This is a genomic window from Planctomycetota bacterium (genome assembly GCA_016125255.1).
Classification (GTDB): Bacteria; Planctomycetota; Phycisphaerae; order Phycisphaerales; family Zrk34; genus RI-421.
The window spans coordinates 71022-93517 of the sequence record WGMD01000026.1 but is presented as its reverse complement, the minus strand read 5'-3'; the positions used below and the strand labels follow the sequence as shown (position 1 = coordinate 93517).

Genomic DNA, 22496 nt, shown 5'->3' with positions numbered 1-22496 from the left:
GACGCGCCGCAAAAAATCTGACCGATGGCCATTCAGCATTCCGCTTCGATTCCTGCGACAAACACGCGGTCGATCCATCGTTCGTCCCAGTTGTAGAGAAGCGCCGCCGGGGGATTGGGCTGATCGCGCCAGGGGATGTCGGGGGTGAACATCACGATATCCGCCGATACCCCGACTTCGAGGCGGCCCACATCGCTAAAGCCCAGCGCGTCGGCGTTGCCGCGTGTGATCTGGTGCCAGCACTCGGCAGCGGTCGGGGGCAGGCGGCCGATCGTTTTCGCCGCCTCGATCATCGCCCGCGCGACGCGCACCATGCACCGGTCCGGCCCGGCGCCGATGTCCGAGCCCAAGCTCGTCCGCACGCCCGCCATGTGATGCAGATGCCGATCCATCGTGCCGGCGTTGAGAAACAGATTCGCGGTCGGACAATGCGCGACGACGGCTTGCGTCTGCGCGAGGGTCTGCCGCGCCGCCGCGTCGAGCCAGATGCCGTGACCGAGAATCGCACGCGGCGTGAGCAGACCCGCCCGGTGATACACCTCGGTGTAGTCGAGACGATCGTGCAGATCGAACACCGCCTGGCATTCCTTCTGCGTTTCGGCCAGGTGTGTTTGAATCAGGGCGTCATGCGCGGCGGCGATGTCGCCGGCGGCGCGCAGCAGTGCGGCGCTGCACGTGATGGCGAAGCGCGGGGTGACGGCGGGAGACACGCGGGAGGCAGAAGCGCGGCCCGATGGGCCGCCGCTAAACAGGGAGGCGCATTCGTCGATGAGTTGTTTGGCGGGACGGATCAGTTCGGGGGGGGCCTGCTGATCCATGAGCACTTGTCCGATCGCGGCGCGGAGATTCAAGGACGCGGCGGCTTCGATGGCGCTTCGCGCGGCGGCGTGGTGCACCGTGGCGTAGGCGGCGAAGCTCGTCGTGCCCGCTGCGAGCAGTCGCCGAATCGCACGATGCGTCATCTGCCCGGCGAAGTCGGCGTCGGCCCATCGCGCTTCGGCCGGAAAGATCACGCGGTCGAGCCAGTCCAAGAGCGTCAGCCCGTCGGCCCCGATGGAGTCGAACTGCGGCAGATGCAGGTGCGTGTCCACAAAACCCGGGCAAATCAGCGTGTTTTCATCGCCGAGGTCGGGCGTGTGCGGGCAGTCGCCTTCGTGAACTTCGGCGACGAGCGAACCGTCGATGCGGAGATAACCGGGCGTCAGACGAATTTGGCGCGGCTCGGCGGGCAACATCAGCGTGCCGGTCAGGATCATTGCAAACCATGATACGTTAGAATCTGCCGCCATGACAAAAACGATTGACTGCATCGTGGTCGGCTCGTGCGTGGTCGACATGCTTGTCCGCCCGGTGCCGCTGGAAAAACCCATCGGCGGCGGCAAGCTCGTCCGCGTCGAGCCCATCGAACTGACGACCGGCGGCATCGTGTCCAACTCCGGCACGGCGATGGCGCGGCTGGGCATGAACGTCGCGGCGCTGACTTACGTCGGCGATGATGCATGGGCTCCGATCATCCGAAGCCGCTACGCCGCCGAAGGCATCGACATTTCGCATCTGGTCACGCATCCGACCGCCGCCACGAGCACCACCGCCGTGCTCATTGACCCCAGCGGCGAGCGCAGCTTCATGCACTGCGTCGGCGCGCCCAAGCTCATCGACAAAGCGTTCTTCATGGAGCGGCTCGACGTGTTCGCGCAAGCGAAGATGACGCTCATCGGCTACTACTCGCTGATGCCCAACGTCGAGCGCGATCTGCCGGCGGTGCTGGCGGCGATTCGACAAGTCGGGTGCATGACGGCGATGGACGCGGCGGGCGACGGGGGCACGATGGATCCGCTCGAAAAACTGCTGCCGCACCTCGATGTGTACTGCCCGTCGGATAACGAAGCGGCGCATCAGACCGGGCACTCGGACCCCCGGAAGATCATTGACACGTATCGAAACGCCGGGGCACCGGGGCTGCTGGGCGTGAAGCTCGGATCGAAAGGCGCGATGTTGTCGCCGCGCGCGGGGGAATATGTCATGATCGACGTGGTCAAGCCGCCGGGGGAGGTGGTGGACACGACGGGCGCGGGGGACAGTTTTTACGGCGGGCTGCTGACGGGATTGCTCAAGGGATTTGACGCATCAAAAGCCGGCCGGCTCGCCGCCGCGACGGGGGCATGCTGCGTCACGGGCCTCGGCGCAACTGCCGGGCTGCGCGACTACAATACCACCGCCTCACTGGCAGGACTCAACGCATGAAAACCCTTGCGATGCTGATGATTGCGGCGGCGATGATGCTGCCGGGCTGTGGGCCAAAGACCGTCGAAGCCCCCCCGCCGGCCCCGCCCCCGCCGACCTACAAAGGCCCCGAATATCTCCGCGGGACAATCGGCTCGCTCGCCACATTGCAGGGCTATCAGCCGTTGCTTGTCAGCGGGTACGGCCTGGTCGTGAACCTCAACGGGACCGGCTCGGCGGATTGCCCGCCGGCGCTGCGCGAGTGGCTCATCAGCGAGATGGCCAAGCGCGGATTCGGACAGGAGTCGATCGGCTTCGGCGATCTGACGCCCGAACAGGTGCTCAACTCCGATCGCACGGCAGTGGTGCTCGTGCAAGGCGTCGTCCCGCGCGGCGCCACGGATGGAACCCACTTCGACCTTCAGGTCAAAGCCCTGCCGCAGACGCAGACCACGAGTCTGGAAGGCGGCACGCTCTACACCACCGACCTGCGCATCAACGGCGAAAACTTCGCCGCCCCCGCGTTCGGCGCCATCGCCAAAGGGCATGGCCCCCTGTTCATCAATCCCTTCCGCGATCCGACCCAGACGCCCGAAACCACCACCGAGCGCGAGCAGCTTCTCGTCGGCCGAGTGCTCGGCGGGGGGACGATGACGGCCAGCACGCCCCTGCTGCTCATCACCAACCAGCCGAGCTATCGTCTGACGCGCCAGATCGCCGACCGCATCAACGGCCGCTTCCCCCCCGACCCGACGGACAAGGGGCCCATCGCCGTCCCGCAGTCCGACACCGCCATCGTCATCAATGTCATCAAGCGCTATCAGGACAATCCGCAGCGCATGATGGACCTGCTCAGCCATCTGTACATGAACCCCACCATGGACTTCGCCGTCGATCAGGCCAATCGCCTCGCCGACGTATTGGCCCAGCCGGCCAACGCCGATCAGGCCGACGACATCGCGGTGACGTGGGAGGGCATGGGCAAGACGATTCTGCCGATCCTGCGCAAGCTCTACGACAGCCCCAGCCCGGTCGTGCGGATGGCGGCCTTGCAGGCCGGGGCGTACCTGGAGGATCAGCGTACCGCCGACCCGCTGGAGGCGCTGGCCGCTTCCGACCATATCGGCATCAACGATCGCGCCACGCGCATGCTCGGCGTCCTGCTCAAACAGAAACCCGAGAATATCCGCGTCGCCAACATGCTCCGCGAACTGCTGGACGCCGAGGACGTGCAGGTGCGTGTGGCGGCGGTCGATGCCCTCAGCGCCGCCGACGACACGGCGATCGGACGCAACGTGTTCAACGATTCGATGGAGATGGCGCGGGCGCATTGCACCAAGCCGATGATCTATGTCGCCCGCACCGGCAAACCGCGGATCATCATCTTCAACGATCGGCTCAGCTTCCAGTACCCGCTGTTCTTTACGACATGGAACAACCAGTTCATGGTGCGCGGTTCGGCCGGCGACGACACGGTCTCGGTTTTCTACAAGCCCGAGACCAATCCGCGGGCCGTCACGCAGAACATCCCCGCCAACGTGCCCTACCTCGTCGGCACGATGGCGTTCTCGCCCAATGAGGACTCCAAGTCCGTCGGCCTGAGCATCGGCTACAGCCGCATCGTCAGCGTGCTGTATCAGATGACGCGCGAGGGCGCGATCGACGCGCCGTTCGTGATGGAGCGGAGCAATCTCGCCCAACAGATCGCCGACTCGGCCCTCACGACGCCGACCGAGCGGCCGGAAACCGCCCCGGTCCCCGAGGGTGCCGGCGGGCTGGTCATCCCCAAGCTCGATTCTGGGGACAAACCCTCGCCCTGACCGAAGATTACTGATAGACTCACGCTCTGTGAACGGGGCCTGACGCGCCCCATGGGACGAAACGGGAAACGGATTGATTCGGAGCGCTGCTCCGACGCCGAATGGAACCGGCGGCTCACGACAGGAGGTCGTACACACGCATGCGTCTAGCCAAACTCACCGTCAGCGGGTTCAAGTCGTTCGCCGACCGCACCGAGATCGCGTTCAACGCGCCGCTCGTGGGCATCGTCGGGCCCAACGGCTGCGGGAAGTCCAACGTCGTCGATGCCATCAAGTGGGTCCTCGGCGAGCAGTCCGCCAAACAACTCCGCGGCGGCGCCATGCTCGATGTCATCTTCAACGGATCGGCCACCCGTAAGCCCGCGGGCATGGCGAGCGTGACCCTCCACTTCGACAACCCCGCCGACGACGCCGGCAAGCGCGGCCTCCCCGTCGAAGCCGACGAAGTGGCCGTCACCCGCCGGCTCTTCCGCGACGGCACCAGCGAATACCTCGTCAATAAGCAAAAAGCCCGCCTCCGAGACATCCGCAATCTGTTCTACGACACCGGCATCGGCGCCAACGCCTACTGCATCATCGAGCAGGGCAAGGTCGACAAGATGCTCGTGTCCAACCCGACCGATCGCCGCATCATCTTTGAAGAAGCCGCCGGGATCGCCAAGTTCAAGGCCCAGAAGAACGAGGCCATCCGCAAACTCGGCCGGACCGAGCAGAACCTCCTCCGCTCGCGCGACAAGCTCGAAGAAGTGCAGAAGCGCCTCCGCAGCGTGAAGATTCAGGCAACGCGCGCCCGCAACTATCAGGAATACACCGCCCGCCTGCGCGAGCTTCGCCTCGAATACGCCCTGGCCGAGTATCACAAGCTGCAGGGCGAACTGGAGCGCGTCAGCCGTGAACTCGCCGAGGCGGAGGAAGCGCGGCGGAAGGCCGTGGCTCAGCTCACCGCCGCGGAGGATCAGAAGCAGGCCGCCGAGTCGGAGCGTCAGCAGCTTTTGCAGCGGCAGCGCGAGCTGGAGCAGACGTGTTTGCAGCTTCAGTCGCAGCGCGATCAGGCCGCCCAGCGCCGGCAGTTCGCCCTGACCACGCTGGCCGACGTTCAGGAACAGATCGCCCGCGAGCGCACGCAGCAGGAGGAACTGGCCAAGCGCCGCACGACGCTCGATGCACAGCTTGCCGAGCACGAAGCGGTGATGACGGACTTGCAGTCCCGCGTCGCCGTCTCGCAGCAGCGCATCGACGAAGCGCAGGAGCTTCATCGCGTCCGGCAGCATCAGCTCAACGACGCTCAGGCGCAGCTCGAAGACGAGAAGGCCGGGATCGTCAATCTGCTTCGCCGCACGACGCAGATGCACAATCTGATCGCCTCGCTGGAGATGCAGGAAAAGAACCTCATCGGGCATCGCGACCGGCTCACCACGCGGGCGGATCAGCTTGCCGGCGAACTGGAAGGGCTGCTCACGACGCGCGACACCTGCGAGCCGCAGTTGCGCGAGGTGCTAGCGCTCATCGAAACCGAAACCGCCCGGCTCGAAGAGCAGAAGACCGCCGCCGCCGACCTTTCCGACGCGACGCGCCGGCTGACCGAACAGCTTGCCGCCGCCAAAGAGGAGCGCTCCGCCCTCGTGAGTCGTCGGAAGGTGCTTCAGGAACTCGAGGAATCGCAGACCGGCGTCGATGATGCGGTCAAGGCCGTCTTGGCGCGGAAGGCGTCCAGCGACGAGTTCACGTTCGTGCGCGGGCTGCTGGCGGAGATGATCGGTGCGGATGTGAAGCATGCCGCCATCGTCGAAGCCGCGCTGGGCATCGATCAGCAGGCGCTGGTCGTCGATACGCTCGATGCGGTGGGCGATCTTGCGTCGCTGAGCGGACGCGTGCGGTTCATGGCGATCGATCAGGCCCCGGCGATGCGCTTTGACGGGCATCCGGCGGCGGACTGCGAATGCGTCATCGACTACGTCAGCTACGACGCGGCGATCGCGTCGGTGGTGTGGAAACTGCTGGGTAAGACGCTTGTCGTCAACGACCTCGCGACGGCCCGGCGGCTTCATGATGAACTTGCGGCGGGCTATCGGTTCGTGACGCGCGACGGGCAGGTGCTCGAAGCGGATGCGACACTGATTGCCGGTCCGCACGGCGAGTCGGCGGGGGCGGGGCTCATCAGTCGTCGCAGCGAACTGGCCGAGCTTCAGCGCCGCATCGCCGACCTCGACACCGAAATCAGCGCCGATCAGACCCATCTGGCGCAGCTTTCGGATCGGGCGGCTCACGTGGAGCGCGTGCAGCAGGAACTGCGGCAGGCGATCTACGAAGCGAGCACCATGAAGGTCGAACTCAACAGCCGACTCGCCCAGGTGCGCGACGCCATCGCCCGCATTGAGAAGGAGCAGCCCGTCATCAGCGGTGAAGTCGAGCAGATTCATCGCCAGCTCAACGATGCCGAGTCCAAGAAGCGCGAGCACGCCGATGATGTGGCCCGACTCGAAGAAGAGCAGGCGCAGTCCAAGGCCCGCGCGGCGGAACTGGAAGGGAAGATCGTCGGATTCAAGAGCGAAGCCGAACAGTCCGCAGAGGCGGTCACGGCGGCGCGCGTCGAAGCGGGCAAGATCAGCGAGCAGCTCACGGCGGCGAGCCGGCAGCAGCGCCAGCTTGAACTGGCGCGCGATGACGCCGAGCGTCAGGCCCAGCAGGTGCGCCATCGTCTCGATCAGCACACGCAGCGGATCGGCGAACTGGAGAAGACCCGCGATGAGGCGGCGGAGCAGATCGAACTGGCCGAGCGCAGCATCACGGACCTGAAGCGGACGCTGGAGGGTTTCGCCGGTGACCTAGAGCGGATCGACGCGCACGTCAACGCCCTGGCGGCGGTGGTGCGCGAGCAGCGTCAGGTCGCAGAATCGCTCGACGCCCAGTCGCACAATCACCAGGTCGCCCAGCGCGAGCTTGAAGTCCGCTGCGACGGCGTGCGGGAACGCTCTCGCGAGCAGCTTTCATTGGACATCGCCGAGGCGTACGCCGACTATCAGGCCCGCGAAATCGATTGGGACGCGGTCGAAAGCGAGATCACGGAGCTGAAACAGAAGGTCGAGCGCCTCGGCACGGTCAACCTCGATGCGATCAACGAACAGACCGAACTCGAAGCCCGCGAGATCGAACTGACCAATCAGCTTGCCGACATCGACAAGGCGCGGGTCGAACTGGAAAACCTCATCACGTATCTCAACGACGAATCCCGCACGCGTTTCGAGCAGACGTTCATGCAGATTCGCGAACACTTCGCCGCCAACGACGGGCTGTTCCGCAAACTTTTCGGCGGCGGGCGCGCCGATCTGGTGCTCATGCCCGACGAAAACGGCAACACCGACTGGCTCGAGTCAGGCATCGAAATCATCGCCAAGCCCCCCGGCAAGGAGCCGCAGTCGATTCGCCTGCTGTCCGGCGGCGAGCGGACGATGGTGGCGGTGGCGCTGCTCATGTCGATCTTCCGCAGCCGGCCCAGTCCGTTCTGCGTGCTCGACGAAGTGGACGCGGCGCTGGACGAGGCGAACGTGGACCGCTTCTGTCATGTGGTGCGCAGCTTCCTCGACCTGTCGCACTTCATCGTCATCACGCACCACAAGCGCACCATGCAGGCGGCCGATCTGCTCTACGGCATCACGATGCCGATCCGCGGCGTGAGCAAGCAGGTGACCGTCCGCTTCGATCAGGTCGGCGCCGGCGGCAAGATCGCCGACGACGCCCTGCGGAATATCGATACATCACCGGTCGCCGAGGACGACGAGCCGCTGACCCTGACGGCCGCCCCGACCGAGGCGCCGGCCGACGCCCCCGCGGCGCGGTCGTCCAACGCCAAGCGGCTTGCGGCGATGATGGAGGACCATGAAAAAGTTGAAGTGACTGGCTCATGACGGGTTAGCTGACTTTCGCTAAACTACCCGCATGACGTTCCGCGTTGAAAAAGTCAAAACGATCAACTGCCCGCACTGCAATGTCTCGCTGGACGTTTCGGCGGCGCGGGCGCTGTCGGCGGTGGCGTGCCCCCAATGCGGCGGCGAAGTGATCGTCCCGGCGAAAGTCGGGTCGATGATGATCGTCAAGCTGCTGGGTGAAGGCACGGGGTCCATCGTTTATCTGGCGCAGGATCGCGTGCTGGGGCGCGAGGTGGCGCTGAAGGTCATGAAGGTGCAGGCGTCGAATGTGCCCGGTCGCCAGAGCGGCGTCGACGAAGCGCGCGCCCTGTTGCTGCTCAATCATCCGAATGTGATCAAGGTGTACGCCATCGACACGCGGCGCGGTCAGCCATGCATCATCATGGAACCGCTCATGGGCGGGTCGATGAAGGAGATGATCCGCAACGGGGCGAACAACGACGAGGCCCGCGTGCTGGACATCGGCATTCAGGTCGCCAAGGCGCTGGCGGAAACGAGCCGCCGCGGACTGCTGCATCTGGATGTCAAGCCCGGCAACGTGCTTTTCGATTCGGCGGGCGTCGCCAAGCTCATGGACTTCGGCTTCGCCGCCATCGACCCCGATGATCAGCTTAACGAAATCCTCGGCACGCCCTATTACGTCAGCCCCGAACTCGTGCGGCAGCTTCCGCCGGACCTGCGGGCGGATATCTACAGTTTGGGCGCGAGTCTGTATCACGTCTTGACCGGCAAAGCGCCCTTCGAAGCGCCGACGATCAAGCAGCTCATCCTCGCGCGTCTGAACTCCCCGCCGCCCGACATCCGCGCCGCTCGGCCGGACCTGCATCCCGCCACCGCCGACACCATCCGCAAAATGATGCAGGAGGATCCCGATGACCGCTACAAGAATTACAAGGACCTGATCGACGATCTGACCGAGGCGCTCGAGGACGTGCAGGCCAAGCGGGCGCAGCAGTCGTAGTCGATGGGCAGTTGCCCGGGGGTTCGCCCCGCTGTACAACTTCGCCGATGAAACACAGCCGTCGGTCCATGCGCGGGTCGGTCGCCCAGTGGCGCGAGCAGGGATTCACCGTGCTGCGCGGGTTTTTTGATCAGCACCAGGTCCGGGCGGCCTTGAAGAATGTGCATCGCTACGCGCCGACCGCGCGAGAGATGCACAGGACCCCCGAGCGCTACGCTGAGCTGATCGAGAACACTGAAGCGGGCAAGTTCGAGTTCCCTTTTGCCGGTGATGCGCTCAATCATCTCTCAACGCATCCGCAGCTCCTGGACTTCGTCGAAGAAGCATTGGGGACGGAGTCGCTGCTCTTGTCGCGGGCGTGTCTGTGGGCCAAGTACGCGGGGGGCGCGGATTATGAGCAGGCGCTGCATGTGGACTTTGAGGGCAACACGCGGGTGGTGCCGCGCGAGGATGGGGATTATCCGCAGGTGAATCTGATCGTTTATCTGAGCGATGTCGATGCGCGGACGGGGCCGACGTATGTGGTGCCGCGGCCGGTGACGGCGGGGATGTCGCTGTGGCCGCCGCATCGGTATCGGCGGGACTGGCCGGAGTTGTACGAACACGAGCAGGCGATCACGGCGAAGGCGGGCGACGTGCTGGTCTTCGGCATGAGCGTGTTTCACCGCGGGTCGGCGATCGACAAGCCCCGCGCCGCCCGCTTCACGCATCATCTTGTCTATCGCTCCGCACGCCACCACTTCGCCGGCTACCATCTCTGGTCCCGCTTCGGCGAGTACGAGCAGCTTCAACACTTCATCGAAACGACAACGCCCCGCCAGCGCCACGCCCTGGGCTTCCCTCCGCCCGGCGACCCCTACTGGACCCCCGCCACACTCGCCGGCGTGGCGGAACGCTATCCCAGCATGGACCTGCGGCCGTATCGGAAGAATGCTCGGCGTTCAATCGAAGTTTGATGTGGAAGACGAAGATGCGTTGACGGAATTTGAGGATGAATCGAAGGGATCGGGACCAATGTCTTGCACTGATCCTGTTTGATCCTGCGATCCATTCTACTTCTGTTGCCTTATCCCGCGCCCCATGGTGAAGTTCCTCATTCGCTCGGCTGGACGGCGACATGGATGCGGCGGGCGGCTTCGCGGGCGAGGTGGCTTTCGCGGGGGCCGATGCGGACGTGGATCGTGCCGAAGGGGTCGACGGCGATGACTTCGATCAGGGCGTCGAGGGCGATGGCGTGATCGTCGAGGTATTTGAGGAAGGCGGGGTCGGAGTCGGAGACGCGTCGGACGAGGCCGCGCTGGCCGGCGTGGAGTGTCGAGAGCGCGGCGAAGTCCTGCATTTCGACGCGTCCGGCGGCTGTGGGAATCGGTGCGCCGTGCGGATCGACCTGCGGGTAACCGAGGAAGGCGTCGATACGTTCGATGAGTTCATCGGAAAACGCGTGCTCGAGGCGTTCGGCGTCTTCGTCGACTTCGTCCCAGCCGAGGCCGAGCGTTTGAACGAGGAACAGTTCGATGAGTCGGTGACGACGGATGACGCGGAGCGCGAGTCGTTCGCCCTGCTCGCTGAGTTCGACGCCGCGGTAGGGTTCGTACTTGACGAGGTCTCGTGCGGCCAGATGCTTGAGCATGCCCGTGACGGTGCCGTTGCCCAGCCCCATGCGATCGGCCAGCGCCTTGGTCGTGGCGCGGTCGCCCTGGCTGACGATCTTCCAGATGTGCTTGAGGTAGTCCTCGACGGCAATGCTGGGTGTGTTGGTGTCGCTCGTCGTGGGCATGGGGTCATGTTACCGGGAGGCGGCGTCGGTTCAAGGTTGCTCCGGCTTGGCGGCGGCGAGTCGGTCCATGGCTTGGGCGACCGCCTGCCGCTGAGCGACGCGGGCCTGAAGGTATTGCATCCATCGCACGCGCTCCACGGGCGCGGGGGCCTGCCGCATGGAAGCATCGATGGGCGCGGGGCCGGTGCGGCGACGGCCATCGCTTCGCCCGTCGACCTGTGCGTCGACCATGCCCGGCACCGGATCGCGACGCGGCGCCTCGGGAGCCGGCGGCAATCCGATGCGGAACACCGTATTGGCCGGGACTTCCTGAGCGGTGTAGTTGTTGCCGTGCTTGTCCTCGAAATCGAAGTACGAGGAGCGGTCGTACTCAGCGATGAACCCGGGCGTGATGAAATAGAGCCGATTACCGGCGGGGCCCGTCGGGTCGATGCGGCGGAACACGCTCGAACCCTGCCCAAACTCGCCCAGCCCCGTCTCGACCTGCCGTTGCGAGACGTGCAGCGGGTCAATGTCGCCCACCACCTGCTCCACCGATTGATACCCCTTCTGCCCCAGCGATTGGGCCTGCACCACCCCCGCCGCCCCGCCGATCAGCAACGCCCCCGCGGCGACGATCATGTACCAACCCTTATCCATACCCGCATTCTATCGGTTCCCCGACCCCCCATCCGACACCCCGCCCGCCCGGCCTGACCCCCGCCTGACCCGAACCAGCCCCCGCCAAACCCGCATTTTCCGGGGACCGCTTGATTTTCGCGCCACGGTAGTGATAATGACTCTCTTGCCCCTTAACGCTCCGATCCTACAGGAACTTTTGATCCATGGCTCACTCGCTCTCCGCCAAGAAACGCATCCGTCAGAACCTCAAGGCCCGCGCCCGTAACCGCTGGCGAAAGGGTCAGGTCAAGGACTCCACCAAGGGCTTCCTCGACGCTGTCCACGACGGCGACCCCGCCAAGGCCGCCGAGGCGTACCAGAAGCTCACCAAGACCCTCGACCAGGTCGCCGCCGCCGGCTCCATCCACAAGAACGCCGCCGCCCGCCGCAAGAGCCGACTCGCCAAACGCCTCAACGCCCTCAAGGCCGCCAAAGCGTCCTAACATTCATTGCCACACCCCTGCTCGACCGATACCATCGAGCATGTCCTACTGGGGATTGGTGTAACGGTAGCACGGCTGACTCTGGATCAGCTAGTCTAGGTTCGAATCCTAGATCCCCAGCTTCCTTCAACACCCCCGACGAATCCGCCCCGTCCCGCGACGGGGTTTTTCGTTGCGCCTGCCCCACCGCATTCCCCCCATCACCCCGCCCGCGCCGCCGCCGGACCTGCGCCGATTCCATCGCGCACCCCGCTGGCCCCATACCCCATTTCCACCGTTTCCGTGCGCCCCCTTTCCCAGCCCGCCATCCTCGATTCCGCGCACCAGCCCGACGCAAAATCCCCCGCTGCGCGCCCGGTGCGCATGCGCACGTCCAACCTCGCCCCACCGGTGCGCGCCAATCAAAGACTTACATTCACCTTTCCCGCCGCCCGCCCGCATTCCGTCACCCCGATGCGCACCCGCCGCGCCATTCCCCACCTCGAACCTTTGCGTATTCCCATCACCGGCCGCGCCGGAACCTATATCGCCCACCCGATGCCCGCTCGCCATCCGCGCAAACAAGGCCGGGTGCCACGGTTTGGGCCCTTCGCCCAAGCCGTACGATGGTGCCGCGACGCAGCATCGCAAAGACCCGCACGGATTGCAACATGCACACGGGGCTCCGACGGTGCAAATCCGGCTCCGGTGCGGGCTATCATGCACGGGATCGAGCGTGCCGGATTGGAATTGCGAGCGGGAGGCGCGGGCGGGTATGGCGGATATGAGCAAGCAGGACGAGCGGATTGCGAAGATGACGTTTGCGTTTGTGTATCCGTATCTGTTGGCCAAAGTTCAAAAGAAGGGGCGCACGCGGGAGGAGTTGCATCAGGTGATCCGCTGGCTCACGGGCTATTCCGAGAAGCAGCTTCAGCGACAGATGGACAAGGAAGCGACGCTCGCGGAGTTCTTCGCCAAGGCGAAGGTGCATCCCAACGCCGATCTGATCACCGGGACGATCTGCGGTCAGCGCGTCGAATCGATCCGGACGCCGCTGACGCGTCAGGTGCGGTGTCTGGACAAGCTCGTGGACGAACTGGCCAAGGGCCGCCCGATGGAGAAGATTCTGCGCACGGCGCCATCGGGTTCGGCGCCCGCGCGCGGCGCGGGGCGGAGATGAGGGATATGCTTGTGAACGATGCGGCGCGACGGTTCATGGTGCGTCGGGCGTGCGATCGTGAGCTTTTCGTTGAGCAGTCAAATGAATACGCCCATGCGGGACAAATCGACGGTTGAGGAAATTCGCAACCGCTTTGACCATGATGTCGAGCGGTTTTCCAATCTTCAGACGGGGCAGGCGGCGACGATTGATGCGCCGCTGGCGATGGAGCTTATCACGCAGGCGGCGCTCGCGGCCACGCCGCGGATTGAGCGGTGTCTGGACATCGGATGCGGCGCGGGCAACAACACGATCAAACTATTGCGCGCATACGGCGGCGATTTTGACTGCGACCTGTGCGACCTGAGCGAGCCCATGCTGATCAGGGCTCAGGAACGCCTCGCTCAGGAAACGCGCGGCGTCATCCGCCGCTTTCACGGCGACTTTCGTGACCTGCCGCTCCCCGAAAACGGCTACGACGTGATTCTCGCGGCGGCGGTGCTGCACCACCTGCGCGATGAACAGGATTGGGAGCGGGCCTTCGGGAAAATCCATGCGCTCCTGCGACCCGGCGGTTCGCTGTGGATCACCGATCTGGTGACGCACGAGCATGAGAAGGTTCACGCATTGATGTGGCGGCGATATGCGGACTATCTCACCGAACTGGGCGGCGAGCAATATCAGGAAAAGGTCTTCGCCTACATCGACAAGGAGGACTCGCCGCGCCCCGTGACGTTCCAACTCGAACTCATGAAAAAGGTCGGGTTTGAGAAAACGGAAATCCTGCACAAGAACTCCTGCTTCGCCGCGTTCGGCGGGATCAAAGGCCAATAGCGACATGAGGCGAAGAGCCGCAGGATGAATCCCGCCCGACGCGGCGGTTGACGGGCGACGGCTTCGATGGACAATGGGGTTGTCGGTGGAACTCGCAATCGCGGGCGGGCGGCGGTTGGGGTTTTGGGTTCGGGCAAGTTTAGATCGTCATGAACATGGAGTGAACCGAAGATGGCGAACACGATCAGTCTGGCGGATATCGTTCAGAGGGGTTGGAACGCGGTCGGGGCGGGCGATTTTGATGCGTTGGCGGCCGACTATGTGGCGGACATGAAATTCATCATGCCGGGGCAGGGCAATGTGCTGGAGGGACGGGCGGCGTTCCGCGCGGCGCTGGATCAACTGGCGACGATTCTCCCGCCGAAGTTTCAGATCACGGGGCTGCGCCAGCTTGAAGGCGAGAACGAGGTCGTGTCGATCGTCGAGTGGAAGTCGCAGAAGATCGCGGCGTCGCAGCTTTCGGTGCTGTTCAAATTCCGGGGCGACAAGATTTGCGAGGAGCGGTGGTTCATCGATACCGAACAATGGAAGAGCGCGTTCTGAGCGGCGCGGGCTGTGTCGAATGACGCGCCCGATGACCACGAACGGCGGGCGATGTTCGTCAATATGGGGCTGAACATGAATATCAGGCGGGTGGTGCCGAATGTGGCGTCGGAGCGGATGGCGGAGAGTCGGGCGTTTTATACGCAGTTCATGGGGATGACGGTGGCGATGGACATGGGGTGGATCATGACGCTGGTTTCGCCGGACAATCCGACGGCTCAGTTGACGGTCCTGCAATCAGGGGGCGGGTCGGCGGTGCATCCGGATGTTTCGATCGAGGTGGAGGATGTGGACGCGCTGCATCAGAAGGCGGTCGCGCGGGGGGAGCCGATTGTTTATCCATTGACGGACGAACCCTGGGGCGTGCGGCGATTTTTCGTGCGCGATCCGAACGGGGTGGTGATCAATGTGATGAGTCATCGCGCGTGAAACAGTGATGGAGTGCTGAGAAGGGGTGTGAGAAGCGGGTCTTCGCACACACTTCGCAAGATACAAGGGCAGGATTCATCCTGCCTTTGATGAGCGGCGGGATGAATCCCGGCCGACGCGGTTTTCGCGCGCAGGTGTGGGCGACGGTCCACGGTGGGACACCGTGGGCTTCGGTGGGGCGCGTGGCGGGGGATGTTGTAGAATGGCGCGCGGTTCGGTTTCATTGGACAAGGGAGGCGTCATGCTCTCGCCGCTTTATCGTGTGATCATTTTCGTGTCGGACGTGCAGAAATGCGCGGCGTTTTACAAGCGGTTCTTCGGGCTGGCGCCGTTGGAGACGGCGGAGCCGACGGAGTGGCAGGAGATGGACGCGGGGGGCGTGCGGCTGGCGTTTCACCGGGCGTACGGTCCGAGCGGGCCGATCAAGAAGGCGACGGGGGACTCGATGCATCCGCACAAGATCGTGTTTTACGCGGAGGATGTGGAGGCGAAGCGGACGGAACTGGTCATCGGGCGCATCCCGATGGGCAAGATCATGCGGAGCGGGGATCTGGTCATGTGCGACGGGTCGGACCCGGAGGGACACCGGTTTCAGATTTCCAATCGCAAGTGACGGAGCGGAAGTTCACCACGGGGGCACGGGGAGAAGGCGCAGGAAAGGATTAGCCACGAAGGCGCGAAGACGCGAAGGAAGGCGAGGGAAGGTGAGGGAAGGTGAGGGATGATGCGGCGGATCACGTGTTTTTGCTCATCCGACCTTCGGTTGAGAGCGGGACCGCTGGCCTGGCAATACGGCTTTTGTCTTACTTCGCGTCTTCGCGCCTTCGTGGCTCACACTCTCCGCTTTCCCCGGATTGCCGTGGTGAACGCGGTCGGGGCCGCGCGGTGGAGAAAACGGGGGGCTTGGGCCGATATGAAAACCGTTGAACAAACCGGGGCGGCTCACTAAAATACTGCGGCCACCATGAATTGCGATCACTGCAAAAACCCGGCGACCGTCCACCTCATCGAGATGACCAAGGCGGGTCAGAAGGTGGAAAAGCACCTGTGCGAGGAGCATGCGCGGCAGGAAGGGATCATGGTCAAGGTGAACCAGGCCCCGATCAACGAGCTGCTCGAGAAGTTCGTGATGAAGCACAGCGGGACGACGGTGAGCCCGACGACGCTGCGCTGCGACCGCTGCGGGCTGACGTACGAGGAATTCCGCAAGACCGGACTGCTCGGCTGCGCCGATTGCTACACGGCCTTCGGCAGCGCGCTGATGCCGCTCTTGGAAAGGGCGCACGAAGGGGCGGGGCGACACCTTGGCAAAGTGCCGGCGCATGCGGGGGCGAGCGAAGTGCGGCAACAGCGCCTGCGGCAACTGCGCGAGGAACTGGACCGCGCGGTGGCGGCGGAGCAATACGAACGCGCGGCCACGCTGCGGGACAAGCTCAGCCAGGTGGAAGCGGAGAAAGCATGAGTCTGGCGGACCTCAATGACAATGCCAGTCAATGGCTCCGCAAGCCGGGGCCCGAGGGCGATGTGGTCATTTCCAGCCGCATCCGACTCGCACGCAACATCGCCGGCTACCCCTTCCTGACGCGCGCGACGCCCGCCCAGCGGCGCGACCTCTTGTTGACCTGTCGCTCGCGCATTCTCGAATCGAACCTCGCTCAGCGCATGCTCTGGATCGACCTGTGTGAAAGTCCGCGGCTTGATCGACAACTGCTCGTCGAACGCCATCTGATCTCCCGCCAGCACAGTCAGGGCAAGAACCCCCGGGCGGTCGCGCTGTCGGATGATGAACTCATTTCGATCATGGTCAACGAGGAGGACCACATCCGGCTTCAGGTCCTTCGCCCCGGCATGCAGCTCACCGATGCGTACGCACAGGCCAATCGCATCGACGATACGCTCGAAGCCAAACTCGACTTCGCGTACACATCGAAGCTCGGCTACCTGACCGCGTGTCCGACGAATGTCGGCACGGGCATCCGCGTGTCGGTCATGCTGCATCTGCCCGCGCTGAAACTCACCGGCGAGATCGACCGCGTGCGCCGGGCGGCGAAGGACATGCACCTGGCCGTGCGCGGATTTTACGGCGAAGGCACCGAGGCGGTCGGCGATCTTTATCAGGTGTCGAACCAGACGACGCTCGGCCGCAGCGAGGAGCAGATCCTCGACGACTTCGCCGACATCGTGATCCCGCAGATCATCGACTACGAGCGCCGGGCGCGTCAGGCATTGTCGGATCATCGCTCGACGGTGCTGGACGACAAGATTTATCGGGCCTGGGGCACGCTCAGCCACGCCCGCCTGCTCGGCTCCGAGGAATCGCTGTACCTGCTCAGCGCGGTGCGGCTCGGGGTGAGCATGGGCCGGCTGACGGGCGTGACGCTGGCGACGATTAACGAATTGCTCTTGTTGACCCAGCCGGCGCACTTGCAGAAAATGTCTGGAGCGGCGATGACCGGGGCGCAGCGCCGCGCGTATCGGGCTGGGTATGTACGGCGACGGTTGGGTGTGTGAGGAACGATCGGCCGGTCGGGACGAGGCATCCCGTCGGCGGGAGATCGGTGTGTGAGGTCGGCCGGGGATCGGGGCGGGTTGACCGCGGATGGAGCAACATTATGGCAACACTCGCCACGGTGGCGACTTTCGGTTTCCCGGATTTCGATCCGCCGATCATTCTCGATCTGTACCGGCGGCTCGGCTGCACGCATTGCCAGTATTACCGCAATGAGCAGAATCAGCCGCCGATCCAGTTCATCAAGGACGCCTGCGCCGGCGCCGATCTGATCATCGATTCGATCCACGGCGTGTTCGGCGACAACTACGATCCGTCGAGCCCTGACGAAGACCGGCGCTCCTCGAGCATCGAGACCTACCGCGAGGAAGCGGAGCTGGCGATCGAGTTGGGCGGGCCGATGATCGTGGTGCATCCTTCGCCGCTGGCGCCGGTGAATGTCGTCCCCCCCGCCGCCGAGCTTGAAGCCCGGCGTGAGTCGCTGCTGCGCAGTCTCTACGAACTGGCGGAGATCGGGTCGGACATGGACGTCGTGTTCCTTCTGGAAAATATGCCCCCGCGTTCGTACATGGGGACCGACCCGGTGGAGCTTGCGAAGATGCTGCGCGAAGTCGACTCGCCGCACATGCGCATGTGTTTCGACACCGGCCACGCCCATGTGACCGGCACCGTCGCCGACCGCCTCGCCGCCTGCGCCGACGTCATCGACTACCTGCATATCCACGACAACGACGGCAAGGAAGACACCCATCTCATGCCCGGCGACGGCACCACCGACTGGCCCGCCCTCACCGCCGTCCTCGAAAAGCAAAACATCAACGTCAGCGCCATGCTCGAAGTCTTCTACCTCCGCGACAAACTCGAAGCCCTGACCCGCGGCGACCTCCCGGCGAAACTCGCCAAATGGATCGCCGTCAACAGCGCCCGAGCGATTTGAACATCATCGTCGATCGGGGTGTCAGTTCATGTTAAACACCCGCCTGATAATTGCTGCGATCATCCCTTGCATCCTCGCCTGCGCGGGATGCGATACGTTTCACGGCGTCGGACGCACCATCGTGCTTAATACGCTGCCGTCACCCGAGGCGGTTGAGCAAACAATGCAAACTACGTCTGGCTTGACGAAAGTGACACGCTACGACGTTGAGCCGACGACAAGCTGGTCGTTATACGAAGGGACCATTCACAACCCTGGCTACGCGGTGTTGTTCTGCCAAGATGACACTTCCGCATTTGCGAATGTTGAACTGAAGCCAACCCGCGAGCATGGTAATCAACTCCGTGTTTCTTCCATCTGGATGAATCATGTGCCGACTCACGAAGAATTGACTCGCGCGCGAAGTCTGATCGATCGACTTTGTCAATCGTTGCACCAGCACATACCGAACATTCCCTCATCGTCGCCATCTGATGATATGTTCACTGGGGTTCCTGATTAGTGGTGTAGTCCGTAGGGCAGGATTCATCCTGCCGCTTCTCCCAATCGATGTGCCACTCAGATGGCAGGATCAATCCTGCCCTACATCGTTGATCGTCTTGGTGCTCTTCGTGCCTTGGTGGTTCGATTCCGATTCATTCCCGTCGGCGGACAAAGACCGATTCGCGCATGCGGTCGAGGATGGGGCACATCAGGCCGGCGACGATGAGGGGGAGGTAGGAGACCCATTCGATGGGGACGACCCATCGGGCGGAGACGGCGCCGGCGCCGATGATGACGGCGTACCAGATGCGGCCGCGCGATGTGCGCGGCATGGTCAGGGGGGCGAGCAGCAGGACGATGAGCAGGAGCGGCGTGGCGAGGAGCTGATAGGCGAAGTAGGCGACGGTGACTTTCCATCCGACCTGCGAAAAGCACTGCCAGCTCATGACGACCTGTCCTTCGCTGACGACGGGGAGGATGAGCAGGCAGATCATCGCCGCCGCGAGGGCCGTGAGGGCGGGGGCCCATCGTCCGACGCGGCGGTAGATGAGCCAGAGTCCGGAGAGGATGAGCAGGACGGCGGAGGTGCCGCCGACGGGACCGGGGGCGGCGCCGATGAGGACGTCGAGAAGTCGGGGCAGTTCGCCGCTGCGCAGGAGGGTGACCATGCGCGAGCCGTGACGGAGGATGTTTTTCTGCTCGGCGTGCATGACGCGCTGCGGGTCGGCGCGGCGGACGGCGTCGAAATCGGACGGGCCGGCCATGTCGATCGCATCCAGCTTGTTCGGCGCCGTCATGTGAATCCACGTCGGCCCCCCCGCCGGACTCGTAAACCGCCACACGTCGCCGACGACGATGCGCGAGGGGGTGAGCACGGCTCCGACCTGCTGCGTGCCGATGAGCGGGATCGTCATCATGAGTACGACATGCGCCACCGCCACCGGATGCGCGCGCAGCCGATGCGTCTGCCCCATCACATGCACCAGTCCGCCGACGAGCATGCCCGCGATCACCGAGAGCGCGGCATAGGGCATGAGCGGGAGCGTGAGGCCCATGAGCAGGCCCATGTTCAGCGCCGCCGAGAGCGTGCCCTCGCTGCTGCGGCCGGAGCCGATGAGATGAATCGCCAGGGCGATGAGCGAGTAGGCGACGAGGCAGACGCTGGCGGTCAGGCAGATCATGAACAGCGCGCGCCATCCGAAGAAAATCGTCGCCGAGACGGTCAGAAGGAAATTGATGCCCAGCCAGAGTCGCTCGTAGCGATAGAGCGGGACGATCGGCCCGACCCACGGCGGCCCCGACAAGCTCGAAGCCGCCTCGGTCGGTCGCTCTGTCCGTCCCGCCTTGCTCATTCGCTTGTTTCCACCTGCTGCTGAACGCCCGCGAACGTCTGCGCCAAGGGGATCGCCGACGGGCAGATGTAGCTGCACAATCCGCAGTCGATGCACCAGGGAAGCTGATCCCAGAGCCAGGCGTCGTCGCGGCGTTTCTGCGCGGCTTTGAGCATCCGCACCGGGTCAAGCTGCGTCGGGCACACATCCAGACACAGCCCGCAGTTGATGCACGGCCGAATCTCGCGCGGGGTCATCGCCGGCAGCAGGGTCAGCAGCGTGTGATCGGCGGGCACGACGCCGGGCTCGCCCAGCGGTCGGCCGGTCATCGGGTCGCCGCGCAGCACGCGCCGCTCGCGCATGACATGCGCCTCGCCCAGCTCCGGCGCGATCGACGCCAACGGGGCGCCGGGCATGACGAAGTGTCCGGTGATGGGCTGCGCCTGATCGGGCCGGGCCAGGAAGATCGGGCGCACCAGATCGAAGCGGCGGAGCGTGAACCAGCGCCCGACGCGGATGGCGGTCCAGGGCGTGATCATCATCAGCCCCTGCTCCACCGGATTGTGTCCATGCGGCAAAAAGCGCGGCCCGGCGCCGCGCGCCGTCCGCGTCGTGTAGGCGATCGTCGTCGGGTGCGCCGCCGGGTAGCGGTTGGGTTCGACCATCAGACGCAGGCGATATTTTTTGCAGCTCGATCGAAGACGTCCGAGCATCGCGGGGACGCGGCCGGCGAGCATGACGACTTGTTTGACGTTGAGCATGTCGGCGAGAATGAGCGTGCCCAGCACCGCGTCGTCGGGGAAGCTCATGAGCAGACTCGAGCGATCGGGGTACGGCGGGAAGGCGTCGAGGCCGACGCAGATGAGTCGATCGACGGGGCGATTGCGAGCGGCGTCGAGCTGCTTGATGAGTCCGACGCCGCCGTCCAGATCGGACCAGGGACCGACCTGACGCATGGCGGCGAACCAGTTCTCGAGCTTGCGGCCGCGCGGCGGGGCGACTTCCAGCGACGTGACCACCGTCCCCGACGGCGGCTCGATGAGCACCCGATACCCCCCGCCCCCGTCCTCGTCGACCGGCGTCACCGATCGCACGGTCCCGGTGATCGGACTGACGTAGCAGGCGTCGCTGTGGCGGAGGGGTTCGATGAGAAACTGCCCGCGGCGGACGGTCTGGGAAGTGATCACCTCCGGGCGATCCGGGCAGTACATCTGCAAGGGATAGGCGGCCAACTGCTCCGGCGGCGGCGGGAGCCGAAGCGGTTGCCCTTGCGGAAAATCCAGCCCACCTGAGAGTTTCGCCACCCGCACATCCTTACTTGCGTAGGTCCGGTCGTATTCCCATTTTAACAGCCCCGGCCCCGCCGCGTCAGGGCTGTCAATACGAATCCGCAAACGCTCTAACTAAATGGGCCGTCAGATTTTTTATCACAATAGGGGTTGCAATCCTGTTCAGGGCTGGTATACTTCCCTCACCACTGGACGCTCATCCGAGCGATCAGTCTACCATTGCCCCCGGAAGGGCTCGGTTCCACATTTCTGTGGACCGGGCCTTTTTTATTGCGCCCGTGTCTCAACAAAGGACGCGATCGCCCGGGCGTACTCCGCCGCATGGGCGCAGCCCGCCTCCAAGTGCCCCGCTTCCTCGAATTCGACAAGCGTCGCCCGCTCCCCCGCCGCCGTGGCGATCGCCCGCGCATCGGCGAGCGGCGCGATCGCGTCGTGCGTCCCATGCATAATCAGCACCCGCTGCGCCATCCGCCCCGCCATCGCCGCCGTGTCCTCATGCGACAAACCCAATAGCCACTGCGCCAATTCCACCATCGGCCACGTCGGCGTCGCGTTCGACCGCAGCATCCCGCGCACCGCTTCGGCAAGATAACGATACGGCGAGTCGGCGATCACCCCGGCGATCTCGGTGGACATCCCCGCCGCACGCATCGCCACGATCGCGCCCATCGAGTAGCCGAACAAGACGATGCGCCCCCGGCGACCGTGATGACGCAGCGCCTCGATGATCGTCAGCACATCCCCCGCTTCCGCGCGGCCCAGCGTGCAGCGAGCGTGCTTCGACTCCCCGTGTCCGCGCTGATCGAACATGACCAGTTCGCTCGCGCATCCTTTAAGCACATCGAACCACGCCAGCTCGCCGATCCGCGCATCGCCCCAGCCGTGCAGCATCACGATGATCGGCCCCTCCGTCCGCTCGCCTTCGACGAGCCACACTTCGATCGGCACGCCGTCGGTCGCCTTCACTGTGATCGTTTCATACGACCGCGCCCCCGCTTCCGCCGGGTCCGTTGGCTGACCGTGCGCGATGGCCGTCCCCGCCGTCCGACGCGGCGGATGCGTCGACACATACATCACCGCCGCCGTGAGTATCGCGATCAACAGCCCCAGCGCCAGGAGCAGCAAAATGATCAGTCCGCCGAACATACCCCCATAAAATACAAGGCGGGGAGACATAAGTCTCCCCGCCTCCG

21 protein-coding genes and 1 tRNA gene are annotated in these 22496 nt (G+C 64.5%); 16 read left to right on the top strand and 6 right to left on the bottom strand.

What is annotated here, in order from left to right:
- Positions 1–32: 32 nt before the first annotated feature.
- Positions 33–1424, bottom strand: a complete 1392-nt coding sequence (locus tag GC162_17415) for an amidohydrolase family protein (GenBank protein MBI1370417.1) — start codon at positions 1422–1424, stop codon at positions 33–35.
- On the opposite strand from GC162_17415, the gene GC162_17410 reads away from it, so the two are divergent.
- The 5 genes from GC162_17410 to GC162_17390 all read left to right on the top strand — a co-directional run bounded on the left by GC162_17410 (position 1288) and on the right by GC162_17390 (position 9886).
- Entirely contained in the window at positions 1288–2244 is a 957-nt protein-coding gene (locus GC162_17410) for a hypothetical protein (GenBank protein MBI1370416.1), read from the top strand. The genes GC162_17415 and GC162_17410 overlap by 137 nt on opposite strands.
- Entirely contained in the window at positions 2163–4043 is a 1881-nt protein-coding gene (locus tag GC162_17405; GenBank protein MBI1370415.1) for a hypothetical protein, read from the top strand. The genes GC162_17410 and GC162_17405 overlap by 82 nt, the downstream gene beginning before the upstream one ends.
- 101 nt (positions 4044–4144) lie before the next feature.
- Positions 4145–7948, top strand: a complete 3804-nt coding sequence (gene smc, locus GC162_17400; GenBank protein MBI1370414.1) for a chromosome segregation protein SMC — start codon at positions 4145–4147, stop codon at positions 7946–7948.
- Positions 7949–7979: 31 nt separating this feature from the next.
- The gene (locus tag GC162_17395; protein MBI1370413.1) at positions 7980–8930 is read left to right on the top strand and encodes a protein kinase; all 951 of its coding nucleotides are present in this window, start codon (positions 7980–7982) and stop codon (positions 8928–8930) included.
- Between the two features lie 47 nt (positions 8931–8977).
- Positions 8978–9886: a hypothetical protein gene (locus GC162_17390; GenBank protein MBI1370412.1), complete on the top strand. Its 909-nt coding sequence runs from the start codon at positions 8978–8980 to the stop codon at positions 9884–9886.
- A 137-nt stretch (positions 9887–10023) separates the two neighbouring features.
- Here the strand turns inward: GC162_17390 and GC162_17385 are convergent, their stop codons facing one another.
- Entirely contained in the window at positions 10024–10707 is a 684-nt protein-coding gene (locus GC162_17385; GenBank protein ID MBI1370411.1) for a metal-dependent transcriptional regulator, read from the bottom strand.
- A gap of 30 nt (positions 10708–10737) precedes the next feature.
- Positions 10738–11346 (bottom strand): hypothetical protein, encoded by a 609-nt coding sequence (locus tag GC162_17380; GenBank protein ID MBI1370410.1) that lies wholly within the window; start codon positions 11344–11346, stop codon positions 10738–10740.
- A 185-nt stretch (positions 11347–11531) separates the two neighbouring features.
- Here GC162_17380 and GC162_17375 point away from each other — a divergent pair, with 185 nt between their 5' ends.
- The 11 genes from GC162_17375 (at position 11532) to GC162_17325 (ending at position 18702) form a co-directional block, all read left to right on the top strand.
- A complete protein-coding gene (locus GC162_17375; GenBank protein MBI1370409.1) occupies positions 11532–11810 on the top strand; it encodes a 30S ribosomal protein S20 in 279 nt (92 codons plus the stop codon).
- A 49-nt stretch (positions 11811–11859) separates the two neighbouring features.
- Positions 11860–11930 (top strand) — tRNA-Gln (locus tag GC162_17370).
- Positions 11931–12564: 634 nt separating this feature from the next.
- Complete coding sequence (locus GC162_17365; GenBank protein ID MBI1370408.1) at positions 12565–12969, top strand: DUF2200 family protein; 405 nt, start codon at positions 12565–12567, stop codon at positions 12967–12969.
- Between the two features lie 81 nt (positions 12970–13050).
- Positions 13051–13782, top strand: a complete 732-nt coding sequence (locus tag GC162_17360) for a methyltransferase domain-containing protein (protein MBI1370407.1) — start codon at positions 13051–13053, stop codon at positions 13780–13782.
- 183 nt (positions 13783–13965) lie between these two features.
- A complete protein-coding gene (locus tag GC162_17355; protein ID MBI1370406.1) occupies positions 13966–14325 on the top strand; it encodes a nuclear transport factor 2 family protein in 360 nt (119 codons plus the stop codon).
- 75 nt (positions 14326–14400) lie between these two features.
- Positions 14401–14754, top strand: a complete 354-nt coding sequence (locus GC162_17350) for a glyoxalase (protein ID MBI1370405.1) — start codon at positions 14401–14403, stop codon at positions 14752–14754.
- 202 nt (positions 14755–14956) lie between these two features.
- On the top strand, positions 14957–15367 hold the full coding sequence (locus tag GC162_17345; protein ID MBI1370404.1) for a VOC family protein: 411 nt from the start codon (positions 14957–14959) through the stop codon (positions 15365–15367).
- 351 nt (positions 15368–15718) lie between these two features.
- A complete protein-coding gene (locus tag GC162_17340) occupies positions 15719–16216 on the top strand; it encodes a hypothetical protein (protein MBI1370403.1) in 498 nt (165 codons plus the stop codon).
- Positions 16213–17265 (top strand): protein arginine kinase, encoded by a 1053-nt coding sequence (locus GC162_17335; protein MBI1370402.1) that lies wholly within the window; start codon positions 16213–16215, stop codon positions 17263–17265. The genes GC162_17340 and GC162_17335 overlap by 4 nt, the downstream gene beginning before the upstream one ends.
- A gap of 101 nt (positions 17266–17366) precedes the next feature.
- Positions 17367–18200 (top strand): TIM barrel protein, encoded by an 834-nt coding sequence (locus GC162_17330; GenBank protein MBI1370401.1) that lies wholly within the window; start codon positions 17367–17369, stop codon positions 18198–18200.
- 28 nt (positions 18201–18228) lie between these two features.
- The gene (locus GC162_17325; protein ID MBI1370400.1) at positions 18229–18702 is read left to right on the top strand and encodes a hypothetical protein; all 474 of its coding nucleotides are present in this window, start codon (positions 18229–18231) and stop codon (positions 18700–18702) included.
- 133 nt (positions 18703–18835) lie between these two features.
- Here the strand turns inward: GC162_17325 and GC162_17320 are convergent, their stop codons facing one another.
- The 3 genes from GC162_17320 to GC162_17310 all read right to left on the bottom strand — a co-directional run bounded on the left by GC162_17320 (position 18836) and on the right by GC162_17310 (position 22479).
- A complete protein-coding gene (locus GC162_17320; GenBank protein MBI1370399.1) occupies positions 18836–20035 on the bottom strand; it encodes a hypothetical protein in 1200 nt (399 codons plus the stop codon).
- Positions 20032–21318, bottom strand: a complete 1287-nt coding sequence (locus GC162_17315; GenBank protein ID MBI1370398.1) for a 4Fe-4S dicluster domain-containing protein — start codon at positions 21316–21318, stop codon at positions 20032–20034. The genes GC162_17320 and GC162_17315 overlap by 4 nt, the downstream gene beginning before the upstream one ends.
- Positions 21319–21570: 252 nt before the next feature.
- Positions 21571–22479, bottom strand: coding sequence for an alpha/beta fold hydrolase (locus GC162_17310; protein ID MBI1370397.1), 909 nt, complete (start codon positions 22477–22479; stop codon positions 21571–21573).
- Between the last annotated feature and the right edge of the window lie 17 nt (positions 22480–22496).